General features: G+C 40.2%; 19 protein-coding genes. 10 read left to right on the top strand and 9 right to left on the bottom strand.

Translation table 11 applies throughout. The features are described 5' to 3' along the window. The first annotated feature begins 208 nt into the window (after positions 1–208). Positions 209–1,519 carry an alpha-L-fucosidase gene (locus FN960_RS08500; RefSeq protein ID WP_143848277.1) on the top strand — a complete coding sequence of 437 codons (1,311 nt, stop codon included), beginning with the start codon at positions 209–211 and terminating at the stop codon, positions 1,517–1,519. Between the two features lie 71 nt (positions 1,520–1,590). Here FN960_RS08500 and FN960_RS08495 read toward each other — a convergent pair whose 3' ends face one another. From FN960_RS08495 to FN960_RS08480, 4 genes are read right to left on the bottom strand one after another with little or no spacing between them, the layout of a single operon-like run. Further along, positions 1,591–2,388, bottom strand: coding sequence for an SDR family NAD(P)-dependent oxidoreductase (locus FN960_RS08495; protein ID WP_143848276.1), 798 nt, complete (start codon positions 2,386–2,388; stop codon positions 1,591–1,593). A 30-nt stretch (positions 2,389–2,418) separates the two neighbouring features. Continuing rightward, positions 2,419–3,516, bottom strand: a complete 1,098-nt coding sequence (locus tag FN960_RS08490; protein ID WP_143848275.1) for a mandelate racemase/muconate lactonizing enzyme family protein — start codon at positions 3,514–3,516, stop codon at positions 2,419–2,421. A gap of 3 nt (positions 3,517–3,519) precedes the next feature. Beyond that, on the bottom strand, positions 3,520–4,416 hold the full coding sequence (locus tag FN960_RS08485) for a fumarylacetoacetate hydrolase family protein (RefSeq protein ID WP_143848274.1): 897 nt from the start codon (positions 4,414–4,416) through the stop codon (positions 3,520–3,522). A gap of 23 nt (positions 4,417–4,439) precedes the next feature. Beyond that, positions 4,440–5,210, bottom strand: coding sequence for an SDR family NAD(P)-dependent oxidoreductase (locus tag FN960_RS08480; RefSeq protein ID WP_143848273.1), 771 nt, complete (start codon positions 5,208–5,210; stop codon positions 4,440–4,442). A 182-nt stretch (positions 5,211–5,392) separates the two neighbouring features. Between FN960_RS08480 and FN960_RS08475 the strand changes: the two genes are divergently transcribed. Genes FN960_RS08475 through FN960_RS08465 form a run of 3 tightly spaced genes read left to right on the top strand, consistent with a single transcriptional unit; the run spans position 5,393 to position 7,534 of the window. After that, positions 5,393–6,253 carry an AraC family transcriptional regulator gene (locus tag FN960_RS08475; protein ID WP_143848272.1) on the top strand — a complete coding sequence of 287 codons (861 nt, stop codon included), beginning with the start codon at positions 5,393–5,395 and terminating at the stop codon, positions 6,251–6,253. 19 nt (positions 6,254–6,272) lie between these two features. After that, positions 6,273–6,701 (top strand): L-fucose mutarotase, encoded by a 429-nt coding sequence (fucU, locus tag FN960_RS08470; RefSeq protein ID WP_143848271.1) that lies wholly within the window; start codon positions 6,273–6,275, stop codon positions 6,699–6,701. Continuing rightward, positions 6,698–7,534 (top strand): amidohydrolase family protein, encoded by an 837-nt coding sequence (locus FN960_RS08465; protein ID WP_143848270.1) that lies wholly within the window; start codon positions 6,698–6,700, stop codon positions 7,532–7,534. The genes fucU and FN960_RS08465 overlap by 4 nt, the downstream gene beginning before the upstream one ends. 71 nt (positions 7,535–7,605) lie before the next feature. Here the strand turns inward: FN960_RS08465 and katG are convergent, their stop codons facing one another. The 3 genes from katG to FN960_RS08450 all read right to left on the bottom strand — a co-directional run bounded on the left by katG (position 7,606) and on the right by FN960_RS08450 (position 11,102). Beyond that, positions 7,606–9,840, bottom strand: a complete 2,235-nt coding sequence (gene katG, locus FN960_RS08460) for a catalase/peroxidase HPI (protein WP_143848269.1) — start codon at positions 9,838–9,840, stop codon at positions 7,606–7,608. Positions 9,841–10,061: 221 nt separating this feature from the next. Further along, positions 10,062–10,418 carry a cupin domain-containing protein gene (locus FN960_RS08455; RefSeq protein ID WP_143848268.1) on the bottom strand — a complete coding sequence of 119 codons (357 nt, stop codon included), beginning with the start codon at positions 10,416–10,418 and terminating at the stop codon, positions 10,062–10,064. A gap of 123 nt (positions 10,419–10,541) precedes the next feature. Then, entirely contained in the window at positions 10,542–11,102 is a 561-nt protein-coding gene (locus tag FN960_RS08450) for a helix-turn-helix domain-containing protein (protein WP_143848267.1), read from the bottom strand. A 366-nt stretch (positions 11,103–11,468) separates the two neighbouring features. On the opposite strand from FN960_RS08450, the gene FN960_RS08445 reads away from it, so the two are divergent. The 3 genes from FN960_RS08445 to FN960_RS22785 all read left to right on the top strand — a co-directional run bounded on the left by FN960_RS08445 (position 11,469) and on the right by FN960_RS22785 (position 13,566). Beyond that, positions 11,469–12,230 carry a sugar phosphate isomerase/epimerase family protein gene (locus FN960_RS08445; RefSeq protein ID WP_143848266.1) on the top strand — a complete coding sequence of 254 codons (762 nt, stop codon included), beginning with the start codon at positions 11,469–11,471 and terminating at the stop codon, positions 12,228–12,230. A 14-nt stretch (positions 12,231–12,244) separates the two neighbouring features. Further along, positions 12,245–13,270: a Gfo/Idh/MocA family protein gene (locus FN960_RS08440; RefSeq protein ID WP_260681961.1), complete on the top strand. Its 1,026-nt coding sequence runs from the start codon at positions 12,245–12,247 to the stop codon at positions 13,268–13,270. Between the two features lie 158 nt (positions 13,271–13,428). Then, positions 13,429–13,566 (top strand): putative holin-like toxin, encoded by a 138-nt coding sequence (locus FN960_RS22785; protein ID WP_185970969.1) that lies wholly within the window; start codon positions 13,429–13,431, stop codon positions 13,564–13,566. 703 nt (positions 13,567–14,269) lie between these two features. Here the strand turns inward: FN960_RS22785 and FN960_RS08435 are convergent. Both FN960_RS08435 and FN960_RS08430 read right to left on the bottom strand, forming a co-directional pair. Then, positions 14,270–15,151: a DUF6612 family protein gene (locus tag FN960_RS08435; protein WP_143848265.1), complete on the bottom strand. Its 882-nt coding sequence runs from the start codon at positions 15,149–15,151 to the stop codon at positions 14,270–14,272. 192 nt (positions 15,152–15,343) lie between these two features. Further along, complete coding sequence (locus FN960_RS08430) at positions 15,344–16,213, bottom strand: YitT family protein (RefSeq protein ID WP_143848264.1); 870 nt, start codon at positions 16,211–16,213, stop codon at positions 15,344–15,346. 343 nt (positions 16,214–16,556) lie between these two features. Between FN960_RS08430 and motA the strand changes: the two genes are divergently transcribed. The 3 genes from motA to ytvI all read left to right on the top strand — a co-directional run bounded on the left by motA (position 16,557) and on the right by ytvI (position 19,469). Then, the gene (gene motA, locus FN960_RS08425) at positions 16,557–17,351 is read left to right on the top strand and encodes a flagellar motor stator protein MotA (protein WP_143848263.1); all 795 of its coding nucleotides are present in this window, start codon (positions 16,557–16,559) and stop codon (positions 17,349–17,351) included. Beyond that, entirely contained in the window at positions 17,341–18,153 is an 813-nt protein-coding gene (locus FN960_RS08420; protein ID WP_143848262.1) for an OmpA family protein, read from the top strand. Before motA ends, FN960_RS08420 begins: the two co-directional genes overlap by 11 nt. A gap of 194 nt (positions 18,154–18,347) precedes the next feature. After that, positions 18,348–19,469, top strand: coding sequence for a sporulation integral membrane protein YtvI (gene ytvI / locus FN960_RS08415; protein ID WP_143848261.1), 1,122 nt, complete (start codon positions 18,348–18,350; stop codon positions 19,467–19,469). Positions 19,470–19,508: the final 39 nt, after the last annotated feature.

Here is a 19,508-nt window from a genome sequence, read left to right as displayed (position 1 = left end):
ATTTGTGTGTAATAAAAGAGGCTCAGATAAAGCTAAGATAAGCAATAAATGGGTTAAACCAGGCTATCGAAGTTGCTTAATACCTATGCTATTCTGTCATTAATGAGGGAATTTTAAAAAAGTGTTTAGCACTTCAAGAAAGGAGATTGTATTGTAAGCGCTTTAAAGTTAGACGATAATATTCTTATTCGAAGGGAAGATGCAAAATATGACTCAAGTAAAGGAAAAGCAAGGAGCCTCATATATTTGGCCTGAGAGCTATGGAAATCCTGAGTGGTTATTACATGACCGTTTTGGCATGTTTATTCATTGGGGACTATATTCATTGGCGGCAAGACATGAATGGGTGATGAACTATGAGCACATCCATCCAGCGGAATACAATAAATACTTTACATTCTTTGAGCCTGATTTGTATAATCCAAAAGCATGGGCAAAAACCGCAAAAGAGGCAGGAATGAAATATGTGGTCCTTACAACAAAACATCATGAAGGGTTTGCGTTGTGGGATTCCGAGCTTACTGAGTATAAGGCAACAAATACGCCTATACAAAAGGATTTATTAGCGGCATTTGTGGAAGCTTTTCGAGCAGAGGGGTTAAAGATTGGTTTCTATCATTCCTTAATTGACTGGTATCATCCTGAATTCCCGGTTGATTGTGTGCATCCTCAACGAGAGGATGAATCCTTCAAACTCGCAGAAAAAGATCGGGACATAAGTGTATATCGAGCGTTCCTACATGGTCAGGTTAAGGAGCTTTTAACGAACTATGGTAAGGTTGACTACCTTTGGTTTGACTTCTCGTATAAAGATCGAGGGTTTAATGGAAAAGGTGCTGATGATTGGGATTCTGAAGGGCTCGAACAAATGATTTTTGAGCTACAACCCGAAATCATTTTAAACAATCGACTTGATTTGGGTAGAGGGGTTATCACTCCAGAACAGTTCCAGCCTCAAGCTAACATCACAAAGGATGGCAAGCAAGTTATTTGGGAAGCGTGCCAAACGCTAAACGGTAGTTGGGGATACGATCGTGATAATTTACAATGGAAATCTCCTGAGATGTTAATAAAGATGTTAAGCGACACGGTGTCTAAAGGCGGAAATTTGTTATTAAATGTTGGTCCAAATGGACGCGGCGAATTTGAAAAAAAGGCAACGGAAAGCTTACAAGAGATTGGGGAGTGGATGAGGCTTCATTCACGTTCAATCTATGGTGCATCAGAAAGTAACTTTGAAGCACCGTTGGATTGTCGCTTCACGCAAAAAGGAAACCGGTTATATCTGCATATACATTCATGGCCATTTCGAACGATTCACTTGAAAGGGTTAGCGGGCAAAATTGAGTATGCGCAGTTTTTACATGATGCCTCAGAAGTGAAGTATGTAGAATATAGGGAACCTGAAAATTACAATCACACAGCGCCAGTTATGAAAACAGATGAAGTTGTTCTTGAACTTCCTACACTAAAGCCTGACGTTGTAGTTCCTGTCATTGAACTATTCCTACGAAAATAACATAAGAGGGAAATGGACGTGAAAATCATCCATTTCCCTCTTTTTTAATAATGAATCGATCCGCTCACCACTTAATGCTCTAAATGATCATCAGGCTGCGCTGCTTTTACAGTTAATCCACCATCAACCATAAGCAAGTGTCCATTCACCTGCTCGGCTTCATCTGAGGCGAGAAAAACAACCGCATCTCCAATTTGTTTGGCCGTTCCAATTCTTTTCATAGGGTTTGCTTCTATTTCTCGTTTATGGTTTTCTTCATCCTCAAACATTTCCGTAGTCATATCTGTTTGAATGGTACTTGGCCCAACGGCATTGACGTTAATTTGATAGCGACCGAGTTCAATGGCAAGTGCTTTTGTAAGCTGGGTAGCTGCAGCTTTAGAAGAAATATAGTGTGGGATTACCGGGCTCGTCACCAACACACTGGCTGTAGATGTAATATTTATGATCTTGCCGGCTCTTTTCTTCACCATGTTATGAGCAACTCGTTGACTTAATAGAAAAATGGACTTAACGTTCGTTTGATAGGTCAAATCCCATGATTCTTCAGATAAGGTTAAGAATGATTCAAAGGGAGCAATGCCTGCATTATTTACGAGAATCTCAACCTCACCCAGACTATTCTCAATATCCGTAACCATTTGTTCTACTTCCTCTTTAACACCAACATTGGCATGGATGATCATTGCCTTAATGTTATGCACTGATTCGATTTTCTTTTTTACTTCTTCAGCGAGGTGTTTTGATTCTGATGGGTAATAATTAATCGCAACATGCGCCCCTTCTTCAGCAAGGCGTTCTACAATTGCAAGACCGATACCTCTGCTTCCCCCGGTAACTAAAGCGACTTTGTCCGCTAATCGTTTCATAGATAAACCTCCCCACATAGATACGGTGCATTAGCCAATTCTATATTTCTTTAATACATAATCCGTTAATTTACAGCCTAACCCAGGTTCTTCGGGGAGGGTGTAATAGCCATTCACAACTTTAATGGGATCCTCCCAAATGTCGCTAATCGATTCATAGCAGCATTCAACCATTGGAACATTCGAGGAGGCTGCTGCGAGCTGAACATGTAGTTTTTGTTGAACATTAGTATGTGGGATGACTTCAAGATCGTGGCAACGGGCGAGAGCTGCGACATCTAACCATTCATCAATACCGGAGAGCTTAGTGGCATCCGCTTGAACAATATCAACGGCACCAGCCTCAATGTATTCACGGAAATCGTATTTAGTGTAAATGGTTTCACCAACAGCTATAGGCACATCAAGCGCATGGGCGAGCTTAGCGTGGTCGCTTTTATTAAAGGGGTTCATCGGTTCCTCCAGCCAATAAATATCAAATTCCTCAAGGCGCCTGCCCCAAACCATCGCGGTTTTTAAGTCCCATACCGTGTTTACGTCCACCATCAGCTTTACCTCTGGAGGGATGGCCTTGCGTACCTGTTTCACACGCTCATAATCTTCTCTAGGGTCTGGCAGTCCAAGCTTCATCTTTACAGCGTCGAAACCGCGGTCAATTAGGGCAGTCATATCATGGACCAGTTCGTCCGTTGTTGTCTGAAGCCAGCCTCCGTCCGTATTGTATGCTTTCACTTTGTCTTTAACGGGTCCAAGGTAACGCCAAAGGGGCAGGCCAACACTCTTAAGGCGGATATCCCATAATGCAAAGTTTACGGCACAAGCTGCTACTCTTGTAATTCCGACCTGACCAATAAAATGATTGGTATAATGGAGCTCATTCATGAGTGCTTTATGAAGCAGAGGATCCTTACCTTTTAAAACAGGAGCATACGTATCATCAATGATGGCCTGCACGGCTCGAGAGCCTTTTGTATAGTTCCAATTAAAGCCCCAACCGCTAATGCCCTCGCTCGTATCAATGCGAACGGCAACAAATTCAACTGATTCTAACCTTGTTTGAGAATCAGTGATGGCCTTCTGCTTTAGTGGAACATCAAGCAAGTACGTTTCAACATTGGTTATCTTCATCCCTTATTTTTCCTCCACAAAGGTATTTGTTAATGTGCCTACTTTTTCAATTTCAACAGTTACCGTGTCGCCTGGCTTAAGGTACACACGTTCGTCTTCTGGCAGACCAAGCACTACGCCTTCGGGGGTTCCAGTTAGAATAATATCTCCAGGTTCAAGAGTGAAATGCTTAGAAATATAACTGATAATTTCTTTACAGCTAAAAATCATATCCGATGTGTTGGAATCTTGTCGTACCTCTTGATTCACGGTGGTGCGTAAGGATATAGATTGTGGATCTTCCACTTCGTCAGCGGTCACCAGGTAGGGACCAATTGGACTAAAATCATCGCAGGTCTTACCAAGAAGCCACTGGGGCGTCTTCATCTGTAAATCGCGTGCGGATAAGTCATTTGCTGTACTGTAGCCAAGCACGTAGTCTAACGCATCATCTTCGCTAACATTTTTTGCTTTTTGACCGATCACCACGGCAAGCTCCACTTCATAATCCAACTGCTCGGTGACATTAGGTATGGCAATCTCTTGGTTGTGACCTGTTAGGGTGTTGTTAAACTTATTAAATAAAATAGGGACTTCCGGGTAGGCTGCTCCCGTCTCATCGGCATGGCGTCGGTAATTTAAGCCCACGCAGATAATTTTACTTGGATTAGGTACAGCCGGTCCGAACTCACATTCCGTCTCTTTTAATACATAGGGCTGGTTATCTGAGATTGGTAGTTCCTTTATATAAGAATTTAGTGCTTGAATAGCTTGAGGGCCACCGTTAATGAATCCGCTTACAGTTTTCGATACATGTTCTTTAGGAAAGACCTCTAACGCTTTCGCGATATCTATAATGTCCTTGTTTACTTGAACACCTAAAACATCTGGCTCGCTATCAATCAAATGACAAACTCTCATCTCTCATTCTCCTTTTCTATTCGTTATGCATTTTTTCCAAAAACCACTCCGCCGTCAACATAAAGGGGGGAGCCCATTATAAATGTTGATTCATCAGAAGCGAGAAATAAAGCTGCTTTGGCAACATCTTCAGGTTTGCCAAGCTCTCCTGACAGTTGACGTGTCTTAACTTTTGCAATCGCCGCATCAGGATCTGCAGATTTACTTAAGTAATCCTCTACAAATGGAGTAAAAATCGTTCCCGGTAATAAAGCATTCACACGGATATTGTAGGGGGCATAGTCTACCTGCATTGATTTTGTTAACGACAGGACCGCTCCTTTTGTTGTTGCGTAGGAAGCACGATCCGCTAAGCCAATCTCGGCAATACATGAGGACATATTAATAATCGTACCACTATTTTGGTTCATCATATGGGGAAGGACGTATTTACTTGGTAGATAGACACCTTTGACATTCACCCTCATAATTCGATCCCAATCCTCTTCTTCGAGCTCATGAAGTCGTCCTATGCCACTAATTCCAGCATTGTTAAAGAGAATATCAATAACGGAATACGTTTGGATGATTTCATCAATCATCAGCTTTACTGAAACAGCATCTGTTGTATCTGCTTGGATAAACATCGCTTTCCCGCCATTTTTATGAATGGTATGAGTGGTCTCCTCTGCCCGAACAGTATCAATATCATTTACGATGACAGTCGCTCCTTCTTTTGCAAAAAGCTCTGCTGTCACTCTACCAATTCCTGACCCAGCTCCAGTAATAAGAGCGATCTTTCCTGTTAGGCGCATTGTAACACCTCCTCGCCAATATGTTTCGATTTCTGTGAATATTAAATTATTTCTCAAAAAAGAATCACACTATGGTATGATTTTTTTAACTATTCTATCATATGGCAAAAGCTATAATAATAGCTTTTATTAGCCTTATTATTGCTTATTTTAACCTGTCATTACATAGGAGGTGTGTGTGAATGGAACCTATTCGAAAGAAGCTGTCTCCTGTAGGAACGATGCCTTTTTCGATTCTGTACAACCTCACAAAGGGTAGGAAGGAGGAGTTGCCAGATCATTCTCATGAATGGTGTGAATTAATTTATATCCATAGTGGTAAAGGGACATTTTTCATTGATCAGACCTTTTTAGAATTGGAAGAGGGGGATCTTATTTTTATTCCTCCTAACATCATTCACAAATCAATTTTAGAGGCAGAACAAACACTGACGTCATCGGTACTGTTTTTTTCGACAACGATGCCTAGCTTAACGACAGCCAATCGAATGATTCTATTTCAAGCGATTACACAAGCCAAAGAGGCACGGATCTACCGCTATAAGCTAACAACCGGACAACAGAAGATCGTTCGGCATCAATTTGATGAAATTCATCAAGAAAAAACAGCAAAGAATACGCATTGGGAAGAACATGTTTCCGTACAAATTCTAATGCTGGTTATAAAAATGAGCCGGTGGATGGAACGTCCGGTCACGGAACAAGAGAGCGTACCGACAAATCTAGAATGGTTAAAGAATAGTTTAGATTATATGGATCAGCATCTACATGAGCCCATACGTCTAAAGAGTTTAGCCAAAGAGGCCAATGTTAGTCCTGTGTACTTCAGCAAAAAATTTAAACGAACCATTGGCATGACAATCAGTGATTTTTTGGCAAAAAAACGATTGCTGAGAGCGAGGGAGCTGCTTATTCAAACAGATGAGAGTATTCAAGCGATTGCCGAGCAGTTAGGATATCAGAGTATGCCACATTTTTACCGCTCATTTAAAAAAGCAACGGGGATTACACCCTCTTTGTATCGCAAAGAACATAAGCAGTAGAGCTAGAGAGGAGAACAATATGTTAAAAGGTATCCCATCTATACTTAGCCCGGATTTGCTAAAAATTTTAATGGAAATGGGCCATGGAGATGAAATTGTATTAGCCGATGCACACTTTCCGGCCGCAAGTCATACACAAAAACTGGTGAGAAGTGACGGAAACACGATTCCCGAATTAGTTGAAGCAATCCTTCCTTTATTCCCATTAGATGAGTACGTAAAGGCACCTCTGACCTTAATGGACATTGTACCTGGAGACGATGCCGACACATCTATCTGGACGGTGTATCAAGAGAAGGTTGGACCCTATTCATTTGAACATGTTGAGCGTTTTGAATTCTACAAACGAGCCAAACAAGCCTATGCCATTGTCGCAACAAGTGAACATGCACAATATGCTAACCTAATCCTGAAAAAAGGTGTGGTGAAAGAGGGGGAGCGCAAGTGAGGATAGATGCCCATCAGCATTACTGGGAAATAAATAAAGGTTATTATGATTGGATTAATCCTAGTGAGGAAACACTGTATCAAGATTACCAGCCAGATGACCTAAGTAAGAACTTGCAATCAAATAAAATAAAGCAAACGATTGCAGTTCAAGCTTCTCCGCTCCTAGAGGATACCCAGTACTTATTACAGCTTAGCGAGAAGAATGACTCCATTGCGGGTGTTGTGGGTTGGGTTGATTTGTTAAGTGATACGTTTAAAGAAGATCTGGGTAAATGGAAGCAACACCCGAAGTTTGTAGGCATACGTGTGATGATTCAAGATATGGAGAATGCTGCGGTAATCTTGAACAAAGAGTATGTGGATTCGTTTATCTATTTAGAATCCAAACAGATCCCAGTGGATCTTCTTATTAGGGAAAAGCAGCTACCTGACATTGTTCATTTATTAAACCGAGTCCCATCCTTAAAAGCGGTGGTGGATCATATGGCTAAACCAGATATAGCAAGTGGTGATATAGAATTTTGGAAGCGCTATCTTGGTGAAGTTGCTTCCTTTGAGAATGTGTACTGTAAAGTGTCTGGACTGGTGACTGAAGCGAAGCAGGAGTGGAAGAGGGAGGACTTTACTCCATATATTCAACATGCCGTACAGGTGTTCGGAGTAGATAGAGTCTTATTTGGAAGTGACTGGCCAGTGTGTCTGTTAGCCGCAACGTATGATGAGGTGATTGAGATCGTTGAGGAAGCGCTTAGTACACAATGTAAGGAACAGGAGATGGGGAAGCTGTTTGGGGCCAATGCAGCGAAATTTTATGGATTAACCAATCCATAGGAATTTATTAAAAAAAGCTTGTCGACTCTTAAGGTGTCGACAAGCTTAAATGAAAATCTAATGATTATTTATTAAGCTAACTGTGCTTTCTTTGATTTAAGGTCAAAACGATCAGCGTTCATTACTTTTACCCAAGCGTAGACAAAGTCTTTTACAAATTTCCCTTTGTTATCATCCTGTGCGTAGACCTCTGAGATGGCACGTAGTACGGAATTTGATCCAAAAGCAAGGTCTACTCTAGTAGCTGTTCGCACCACATTTCCTGTGCTACGCTCACGCCCTTCATAGACACTGCCGTCAACAGGCTTCCACTCAAGGCTAATATCAAGTAGATTCGTAAAGAATTCATTTGAAAGAGCTCCTACATTGTCAGTGAATACGCCATGTTTTGACTTTCCGTGAGTGGCTCCAAGCACTCGCAAGCCACCTACAAGTACCGTCATTTCAGGAGCTGATAGGTTAAGTAGCTGCGCTTTGTCTACTAATAGCTCTTCAGGTGACACACTATATGTGTCTTTTTGATAGTTTCTGAAACCATCAGCAAATGGCTCTAATGCTTCAAAGCTCTCAACATCTGTTTGCTCTTGAGTGGCATCACCGCGCCCAGGAGCAAACGGTACAGTTACTTCAAAGCCGGCATCTTGTGCAGCTTTCTCGACTGCGGCACTTCCTCCGAGAACAATCAAATCAGCAAGGCTCACTTTTTTATCTAGATCTCCTTGGATCTTCTCAAGTATAGCTATGACCTTAGTTAGCTGATCCTTTTCGTTAACTTCCCAGCTGACTTGTGGCTCAAGGCGAATGCGTGCACCATTGGCACCTCCTCGCATATCAGATCCGCGGAAGGTACTAGCAGAAGCCCATGCTGTTGTCACTAACTCACTAACGGAAAGCCCAGAATTGAGAATCGTCTCTTTTAGTTGGGAAATTTCCTGTTCACTTAATTCATAGTCAACAGCTGGAATCGGGTCTTGCCATACTAATTCTTCCTTTGGTACCTCTGGTCCTAAATAGCGGTCACGTGGTCCCATATCACGGTGGAGCAGTTTAAACCAGGCACGTGAAAACGCATCTGCAAATTCCTCAGGGTTTGCGTGGAAATGTCGTGAAATTTTCTCGTAAGCTGGATCCATACGTAACGCCATGTCAGCAGTTGTCATCATCGTTTTTACTTTAATGGATGGATCCTCAGCATCTGGAGCAAGATGGTCTTCATCTTGATCAATCGCTTCCCACTGATAGGCACCTGCAGGACTTTTTGTTAATTCCCACTCATACCCAAACAGCGTATCAAAAAATCCGTTATCCCACTGTGTCGGATTAGCGGTCCATGCGCCTTCAATTCCACTTGTAATTGTGTCACGACCTTTACCGCTTCCATGTGAGCTCAACCATCCTAAGCCTTGTGCCTCAACTGGAGCGGCTTCTGGCTCTGCTGCAACCAGCTCAGGATCACCAGCACCATGTGCTTTACCAAAGGTGTGTCCACCAGCAACAAGTGCAACCGTTTCTTCGTCATTCATTCCCATACGGGCAAAGGTTTCACGAATATCACGTCCGCTGCCAACGGGATCTGGCTTGCCATTTGGACCCTCAGGATTTACATAGATTAGTCCCATTTGTACTGCAGCAAGTGGGTTCTCAAGCTGACGATCACCCGTGTAGCGGTTATCACCAAGCATTTCTGTTTCATTACCCCAATAAACATCTTCTTCAGGCTGCCAAACATCTGCTCGTCCGCCGCCAAAACCAAACGTCTTACCGCCCATAGATTCAATCGCAACGTTACCCGTTAGAAGGAGTAAGTCGGCCCAAGAGATTTTATTGCCGTACTTTTGTTTAATTGGCCACAGCAAGCGACGTGCTTTATCCACATTAGCGTTGTCTGCCCAGCTGTTAAGAGGAGCAAAGCGTTGATTCCCGGTGTTACCGCCACCACGGCCATCACCAGTACGATATGTACCAGCAGCATGCCAAGCCATGCGAATGAATAACGGACCGTAATGACCATAGTCCGCTGGCCACCAGTCCTGGCTATCTGTCATCAAGTTGTGAAGATCTTGCTTTAATGCCTGGTAATCTAGTTTTTTAAATTCCTCTGCATAATCAAATTCTTCGCCCATTGGGTTCGATTTTCTGTCATGCTGATGTAGTATGTTTAAATTTAGTTGATTGGGCCACCAGTCTTTGTTTGTTGTCCCGCTCGATTCCGCGCTCGTTGCACTCCCGTGTAAAAAAGGGCATTTTCCTCCAGATTGATTTCCGTCAGATTCATTTGCTTCAGAAATGATATTGTTCCTACTCATACTGAATCTCCCTTTCTATGTCGAATTTAGTAGAATTTAGACTAACAACTATTAGATAATAATTGTTATCATATAATTATTATACTAACATATTGGGTGGATGGGAAGGTATATATATGAAAATCCTTGTTTAACTTGGATAAAAAGAGGATGGTCCACGACAAACGTCCAGGGCCATCCTCAAGTTCATTAGTTAAGCTTTTCAAATGTTGAAAGGGAAATTATTCACCGATTGTTTGTCTGTCTGGAGAGGAATAGATAATCAACATCCGACAAGGTTCCCAGCTAGTAACCTTTGCATCATGTATAACATTACGAGGAATTCGAAGCATCATTCCTGGTTTTAAATGATGGGTCTCTTCTCCAAGAGAATGATCACATTCTCCTGATAAAACAAAGATTAGTTCCTCACAATTTGGATGCCGATGCTTAGGATTGGATGTACCTGCATCGATATACACCATACCAAATGTCATTTCACACTCTGGATCAATCTCTTTCCCGATCAGCCACTGAATCTTTCCCCAGTCCATATCTAGCACATGTTTTTCGTCATTTAGATTCGTAATGGTCGCCATGAACATATCCTCCTTGATATATTTAACGTATTTTTATTATAATTCAACAAAGTTGAATACATCAAGTTTAATTTCATTCAACTATTTTGCTATAGAATAAAAAAGAGTGATGCGGAATCGCGATCACTCGGGAAAAACCGCAAAAACGGCTAAATATCTCACTTCTTCTGTAATGGGTGTTAACGTGTGCTCCTCTAAAGAGGTAAAGTAAATCGTATCGCCGGGAGTTAGCGTATATTCAGTGTTCGCTACTCTGTACTTCATTTCACCTTCTAAAACGTATAGAAACTCTTCTCCGCTATGAGAGAGGACGTGACTTTTTATTTCGCCTTTTTTAGCAACGAAGTAGTACGGTTGCATGATTTTATCTTGACGACTCGCAGCAAATGCATAAAACGAATATCCTTTTTCTGTTTTGATCCAGCTGTCATTATTCTTATATGTTTCAGAGGGGGTATATACCGTGCCGTCAACCTTGCTTTCTTCAAGTAAATCGGAGACAGTGACTCCTAGCGATTCAGCTATTTTCATTAAGGTTGATATCGGCGGGGTTGTTACGCCATTCTCGATTTTAGATAAAAGGCTTTTAGTGAAACCACAAGCGGAGGCAATCTCTTCTAATGTTCTATTTTGTTGTTTGCGGATAAGTCGAATTCGTGATCCTAACTGTTTACCAATAGACATGTCTGCATCCCTTTCTGATTTACGATTAATTACATTATAATTCGATGATAGGCAAATAGGAAGAGTGACTATAGCTGGGTTCCACAAAGTTGAAAGAAATTAAGTGTGAATTCAGAGAATTTCCGATTGACTGTTCAACTAGGTTGAATTAAGATAAACACATAAATCTCCTTTTGAGAGGAGGATATTGATGTATAGAGACAGATGAAGGTGAATTCTTTATTTCTTCGTTTGTCGCTCTAGAGGGGGAGGGTTACGGTAGTCAGTCATAAAAAAGCGAACCCGTTCAATTTATTCCGCTCATATTCATGGTTGTCTCTCTGCAAAATGACCTTACATTGCTTTAAAAAGGAGGACTAAAGGGAAATGAAATTAGCTTTTTCAAGTCCAACAAAAACAGAGGCAGAACGGAACATTTTATTTACCCGTTTTCGGTCGATTGGTTACGAAGGTCTTCAGTTAAAACCACCTCAATATTCTCCCTATATAAAAGATGCCTCGCATTTTTTAGAAGTATGGGGGGAGCAAAAAGGAATGGCTTCTGCCTTAATCGCAGGTGGCAGCTTAGATGAACAGAATCAAGATGATCTAAGAAACCTCTTTTCATTTTCCGAAAAAGTGGGTGTAGAACGAATCGTTTTTTGTCACGGTATTTCACGGAAAAAGGTATCTAACTCTGACATTAAGGACTTTGCAAAAACACTTTCTGAACTAGGTCTAGAAGCCAGGCAGCAATATGGAGTTGGACTGTCGCTACATCATCACCACGACCAACCCGTGATGTATCGAGAAGATTTTGATGTATTTTTTGATCAGGTTAAAGAAAATACCGTTACGTTAACAATTGACACAGCTCATCTATATAAATCTGGGATCCAGGATATTTCTGAAGTGATAGATAGTTTCGGGAACTTTATCGATAATTTTCATTTGAAGGATTTTGCTCAAGGGCAGTGGAAGGTTCTTGGAGAAGGTGAGATTGATTTTGCTCCTGTATTTCATGCAATCAAAAAATTGAATTTTCAAGGCTGGGTTTCAGCAGATGAGGAAAGTGGTGGAGATCTTCAACAAGGAATGGAAGATTGCTACACGTATATGTCTAAAGGGTTATCCTACACATCATTGTAAGGGGGATATTCATTTTGTCTAAGAAGACCAGATATAAAATAGGCATGGTTGGTGCAGGAAATGTGACGAACATGCATTTAGAAGGTTTTAAAAATCATGAAGAACAAGTAGAGGTTACGGCAATATGCGATCCAAATTCAGAGGTATTACAATTACGCGCAGATATGTACCATATACCGCAACGTTATACCGAACTTCAAGCATTTATCAAAGAGAGCAACATTGACATTGCTGTTGTATGTACTCCATCAGTCATTCGAAAAGATGTAATCCTGCCTTTAATTAAAGCGGGGATTGCTGTGTTTTGTGAAAAGCCTTTTACCGAAACACTAGGAGAAGCGATTGAGATAACAGAAGAAGCACGTAAGCATCAAGTACCTATAAGTATAAACCAAAACTTTAGAACTCATTATCCATTTGATTTTGCCAAAACAAAGATTCAGGAAAACGTAATTGGCAGTGTGTCTTCTGTAAAATTTCATGATTTCCATCACAGGCAAGATCAAGGCTGGAGGACGCAGTGTGAGCGGAATTCACTATCTGTCATGGGGATACATTGGTTGGATGGCTTCAGATTGATTCTCGGAAGTCCCGCAAAAAGATTAGTCTGCCAAACTTATTCATCACCAGCTATCAATTGCGCGGGTGATACTGACGCTTCTGTACAAATCACATTCCAAAATGGTGTTACCGTTTCTTATTCTCAAAGCTTATCCTCTGCATTCTCTCGGACAGAGCTAATTGTGGTTGGAGAGACAGGCACACTCGTTGCAGGCTATAATGAAGTCGCCTTGTACAAAAAAGGGATAAAAGAACCAGTAGAGGTCTGGCAACCTGAAACAGGAGGTCAAGCAAAGAAACCTGAAAGTGCATTTGAAGGCATCCGTCAGCTCATTTATTCAATTGAGAATAATGTAAGCGCTTCGAATTGTAGTGAAGACAATTTAAAAACAATTTCTTTACTAGAGGCTTGTTATCACTCTGCGAAAGAACAAAGAATCGTTTATTTTGATGCTGAAGGTTTGATGAAAGAAGGGTGAAAGGGATAAGTAGCAGAAAGACGCTAGTGCGATAAATTGATGGGTAAATAGCTAATGCAAGAGGAAGAATACGACAAAAATGATATAATAACAGAATAGTTGCATAAAGCGGGGTGAGTGGCCAATATCTTCCCATCGTAAGGAGGGAGGTGAGGCCCATGATTACAACAGATTCAGCAAATGTTATTCTCGGTTTCGGGATGTTTACATTAACTTTAGTTATTGTTGTAATTATGATCGTAGAAATAAGCAAAAAAAGTAACCACCCCATAGCTATGTCCGGCTGTGCTGGGTAATTACTTTTTTTCGTATGATCCCAAGATGGGCTGGCCGCTCTTCAAGCGGGCAACTTGCAAGGCGTGGGTGCTTTGTTTAATTATATGTGTATTTTACCTTATCTATTCACTGTATGCAACTTACTTTGGTTATTGTATTAACTGATACAGACTCATTAAAATCTTTAATAGTAAATAAAAATAGAAGTCATTCGGAAAAATATGAGTGAATGACAAAGAAGCTTCAACACTATATAATTTCATTTACCGAAATATTTTTTTCAAACAGTATACTAAAAACAGTGTCTAAGCTCTAATAGCACATATATAGCTTAATTTTTTATGATCTTTTTCTAAAACTACAGAATGCAGCAATCAAAAGCATCAGAGCAGACGCAGCATAAAAACTTGATTTAACATCAAATGGAGATTTGAGTTTCTTACCATTAATGCAAGCAATATAGCAAATAAGGACAGCAATTGTAACGAATTCTTATTTTTCATTAAGATCGCTCCTTTAATATATTTTAAAGGCTAATCAGTTATCAGTAAATATAAGATGGAGAGAGGAGCTTGTAAAGTAACAGTAAACAGACAAAAATCTAATTTATTATTTAAGTTTACATAATATATATTATCGGAACCGATTAGTTTAACACGGATTACGTCTCATAATCCTTGAATACTCGTAGTTTTGAGACGAAATTTAAAAAAACCAATAGATCTAGCTATTGGTTTCATCTGAATTGATGATATTGATTTTGTATTCCTTTGCGTTATGGATAATCTCTTCTGGTATTTCTATGGTGTCTGTTGAGTTATAATCCATCATTTCTGTTTCTAGATTTAAATTTATTTGTACTTGCTCTCCTTCGTAATTGGTAAGCAAATCGATCTCACTTGAAACTCTATCCAGAAGATATGTTTCCTTGTTTATATATATATCATAATCAATTAATTCAATATTCATCTGATTCACAATTTCAAATGATTGCTGCTCATTGGCTAAGTTGCTTATATGATACAGTTGCATAACCAAATCACGTAATTTAGGGCCTTCCCCATCTATTTCTAGTTTATAATGCGTGTCTTCTTCTATTAATTGAATGTCCTCAGCATGCTCTTTAATAATTTCTAGATAGCGAATTGGTTCAAGCTGTACGTTTTGAAAGGCAATAACGTCCTGCGTTAATTCAAGCGGGACCTCCATCCATTCATCAGAAGAATGACTTAACATAAATGCTCCATCTTCAGTCACGTACTGCTCCCCTCTTGTTTGTATACTATCAGAGGATTTGCTTGTATTTGTTTCTGTATCTACAGTTTGGTGATACGCTAGCGGTGATACATTGTAATAAGTACGTGTGTTACTTTTAACCGTTTCCTCACTAAAATTACCCTCGGAGATTGTTTGTGTCATATTAAGCTGGAGGGTAAATGTATCAGCATCTTTTATTTGTGCTTCTGACCGTTGGATGATTTCATTAATTGTAGGCGTTTGATCTTGTTCAGGTATGCTTGTTTGTGGATCCGTGTGGTTAGAGTCGCACGAAATCAATAGGCATAGACTAAGCAGTAAGAAAAGCCTTGTAAGCGTTTCTTTCACTATGGTCGTACTCCTTTGCTGAGCCTAGTAACACTAAGATCAATTTCATATTTATACATATTGTATCATGATTAATGTGAAAAAATCATACATTTAAAAAAATGCTTTCATTTATATCTATGTACCTAGACAATCTGTAAGTCAAAAGATCTTTAAAAAACACCAGCAGAACTCCTGCTGGTGTTTACGATGCTAATGCGCGCCTGATTTAAATGTTGAGCCATGTGCTTCTTGAGTATTCATAATGGTGACAAAGGCTCTACGGTCTATATCATAGATTATATTTTTTAGTTTAATGACTTCAAGTCGGGTGACGACCACATATAATATTTCTTTTTTGTCGTTTTTGTAACCACCCTTCCCACTTAACATGGTAATACCCCTCCCCAGTTCTGAGGTGATAGCCTCTGCCAAGTCTTCGTAGTGATCTGAGACGATGAGAACGGCTTTTGTTTCATCGATTCCTTGAATAACGACATCGATTGTTTTAGCTGCAATAAAATATGTAATGATGGAATACATCGCTTGCTCCGCTCCTAAAACGTAACCAGCCCAGGCAAAAACAAAAACATTAAAAACCATCACAAATTCCCCAACTGTAAAGGGGATTTTTTTTGATAATAAAATTCCTAAGATTTCTGTGCCATCTAACGCTCCGCCATATCTAATAACAATTCCTACTCCCGCCCCGAGGAACACTCCCCCAAAAACTGTTGCTAACAATGGTGAGGTTGTAAAAGCTGGTGGATGTAGATGATGCAAATAGGATTCACCGAGAGATAACGTAATAATACCTATTAATGAAGAGAACAAAAACTTCTTTCCGATAAATTTATAACCGAAATAAAGAAAAGGGAGATTAATAATAAAGACAAGAATGCCGAAGTTAATATTAGTGAGGTTATTCAAAATGAGTGAAATTCCAATGATGCCTCCATCAATGATGGAGCTTGGAAGCAAAAATAGTTCAATTGAGCCAGCTGCTAGGACTGCTCCAATGATAATGAGAAGAACTCGTCCTGCTAAGTGTAAAGTAGTTTCTTTTCTTTTTGGATTGACCATGTTCATTTCTTCCTTTCCAAACAACAAACGTCCTGCTGATATAAAGTATATCAAAAGTTGTCGATTTTATGAAATGTACATCTCAGTAAAGTGGGCTTTTAGAACTAAAAGTTATCCTTTTATTATGTATTTATGCTTTGCTTACAGGTCCCTATTGAATACCTAATTCGGTTGGTTGCACAGGAATGTTTATACATCAATTATCCTGCTTTATATTCAATTATTGGTAATTACCTAAGTCTTAACAAGTATTTTAGAATAGATGAACCCATTCTTACTAACTAGGACTTAAGTATAGTATACTATATTTATTATTTTGATTGTTGAAGGAGAATTATTAGATATGGATAAAACGTCGTATATCGGGATTATATTGGGAGTCATTGCAGTTGTGGTTGGTATGATTTTTAAAGGAACTAGCCTGATCGTTCTTTTTAATCCCGCGGCATTGCTTATTATTTTCGCAGGAACGGCTGCAGCAATACTCATAGCCTTCCCTTCCTCTGAAGTAAAACGGATTCCAAGCTTATTTAAAGTATTATTTACTGAAAAAAAGCAGGTAACTCAGGAAGACTTAGTTAAACAGTTTGTAGAATATGCAACCATCTCACGCCGAGAAGGAATGTTAGCTTTAGAGGCTAAAGTAGATGAAATTGAGGACCCTTTCTTTAAACAAGCGGTTCGTATGATGATTGATGGCCAGGAGCCTGAATTTATACGTCATACTTTAAATGAGCGGATTGACGCTATGCAGGATCGTCATACGGCAGGTGCTTCGATTTTCAGTCAAGCTGGTACGTATGCACCGAGCTTGGGGGTATTGGGAGCGGTTCTAGGACTTATCGCTGCACTTGGAAATCTTGATGATACAGAAGCGCTTGGTCATTCTATTGCGGCTGCCTTTGTTGCTACTTTATTTGGGATCTTCTGTGGTTATGTGTTATGGCACCCGTTTGCTAACAAATTAAAACGTAAATCACGTGCAGAGATCCTACATAACCACATGATTGTCGAGGGAACGATTGCTATCCTAAACGGAAGCTCCCCTCGCGCAATTGAAGAATATCTAACTGTTTACATGGGTGAAAAGGAACAGCTTTCATTTATCGAAGGAGCTGATCAGGAAAATGTCAGCTAGACGAAAAAAAGTTCACGATGATCACGTAGATGAAAGCTGGTTGCTACCATATGCTGATATGCTTACATTATTACTGGCCCTCTTCATTATCCTATTCGCGATGGGGCAAGTAGACAATGCGCGTTATGAATCTTTAAAATCTGCACTAAACGATGCACTTGGTGGGACGAGTATACTTGAATACTCAGACTCATTGGAAGGTGAAGGTACCTCTCCTCCTGAAGCTGCTGCCGTACCGGAGCAGGAAGATGATGAGAATGAGGATGAGCAGCGCTATGATTTAGATGGTGCTGGCATGGATGGGCCTTCTGAAGACCTTTGGGAGCTACAACGAGAACTTAATCGCTACATTGAGGAACAAGGATTAAGCGATCGATTATCGACTGAAATTGGGATGGATGGATTACTGATCACGATTAACGACAACATTCTATTTGATTCAGGAAGTGATCAATTAAAACCAACTGCCCAAAATCTTGTACACGAAATTTCAGCTATGCTTGCAACGGATCCCCCGCGCTACATACAGATTTCAGGTCATACAGATGATCGACCGATTAATACACCTCAATTTCAATCGAATTGGACATTGAGTATCGCTCGGGCAGAAAATGTTTTAAATGACTTTCTAGAAAATGAACAACTTAAACCAAACCAATTTATTGTAGCTGGCCATGGTGAGTATAAACCAGTTGATACAAATGAAACAGAAGATGGCAGACAGAAAAATCGACGTGTAGAGATACTTATCCTGCCATTTAACGCCGAACGTGAACGACTTGAAGCAGAATACGGAGAATAAAGCCACCCCCCCTGGAGATTCATTTTCTAGGGGTTTTTTTTTAATAGTAAGTGCCTAACACTAAGGGATAAGCTAGTGAATATTAATTTAAATTCACGGTACGTTTGACACTGAATTTTGAGGGAATTAAAATAAGAAAAACAGTATGTAGTTAATTATGTTTACACGATGGTCAATGAGAAAGGAATATACCTATGTCCCAAGCACATGCTTTCATGGCGTTACGTGCAGTTCTGTTTACGATTGTATTACTTGCAGCCAGCTGGTTGTTTATTAAACTCTTCGCCATTACGTATCCTTTTTGGATTGCCGCATTATTTGCTTGGATGATGCAACCCTTTATGAGGCTGCTCAAAAATAAATTACGTCTTAATTCCGGCTTTGCGAGTTTTTTTGGATTACTTGTAGGTATCATTGTTCTCTCCTCCCTACTAACCGGCATTGGGTTTTTAATTTATTTTAGTGTGCGGCGTTTTATAGAGCAGCTACCTACTTGGATTGATATGGGTTCTGTAAGGATGCAGAGTTTCTTTAATGAAACAGTGCTTCCTTTCTGGCAGCAAGGACTTGGTCTTTTTAATAGTCTTGACGAGACTCAGCAGGATGCCCTCAGACAAAGCATCTCTCAGCTTGGAAATCAGTTAGGCAATTTAATTAGTCAAACGGGCCAATCCTTACTTGATTGGACAACAGGATTTATTTTTGGCTTGCCGGGCTTTCTTGTTGCTTTCCTATTTGGAGTCATCAGTATTTACTTTATGGGTAAAAGCTGGCACAGTTATCAAGCCGCATTTCGAAAAGTAATCCCGTTTAGTATCCGTAACAAAATCCAAGCATTTATCCAGGGCGTTCGAATTCGCTTAGTTGGATTTATCCGCGCGCAAATTATTTTAATGTTCATCACGGCTGTGATTGTTTATATTGGCTTGCTTATTATCCGAGTAGACGGTGCGTTTACGATAGCCATTATTGTAGGGTTAGCGGAGCTGCTTCCATACCTTGGAACGGGTACAATATTAATTCCATGGGGCATCTATTTACTATTTAGCGGCGATTTTTCATTAGCTTTTGGGATTCTTATTCTATATGCCATTATCGTGGTGATTCGTCAGATGATTGAGCCAAAAGTTCTTTCGAGTAGCTTAAACCTTAATCCAGTGGCCGTCTTAATCTCAATGTTTGCTGGCCTTCAGCTTATGGGAGCAGTCGGGATCCTTGTTGGGCCGCTTGTTCTTGTTCTGCTCATGATCTGTCATGATATTGGTTTGTCAGCCTCTGTTGGTCGCTTTATCCGTGATGGGTGGAAACAACCATAATAAAAAGGAGCTTTCCCGATGGGGAGAGCTCCTTTTTAC

It is taken from the genome of Alkalicoccobacillus porphyridii (genome assembly GCF_007293315.1).
Lineage (GTDB): Bacteria > Bacillota > Bacilli > Bacillales > Bacillaceae_D > Alkalicoccobacillus > Alkalicoccobacillus porphyridii.
This window is presented reverse-complemented; position numbering and strand designations above follow the sequence as displayed.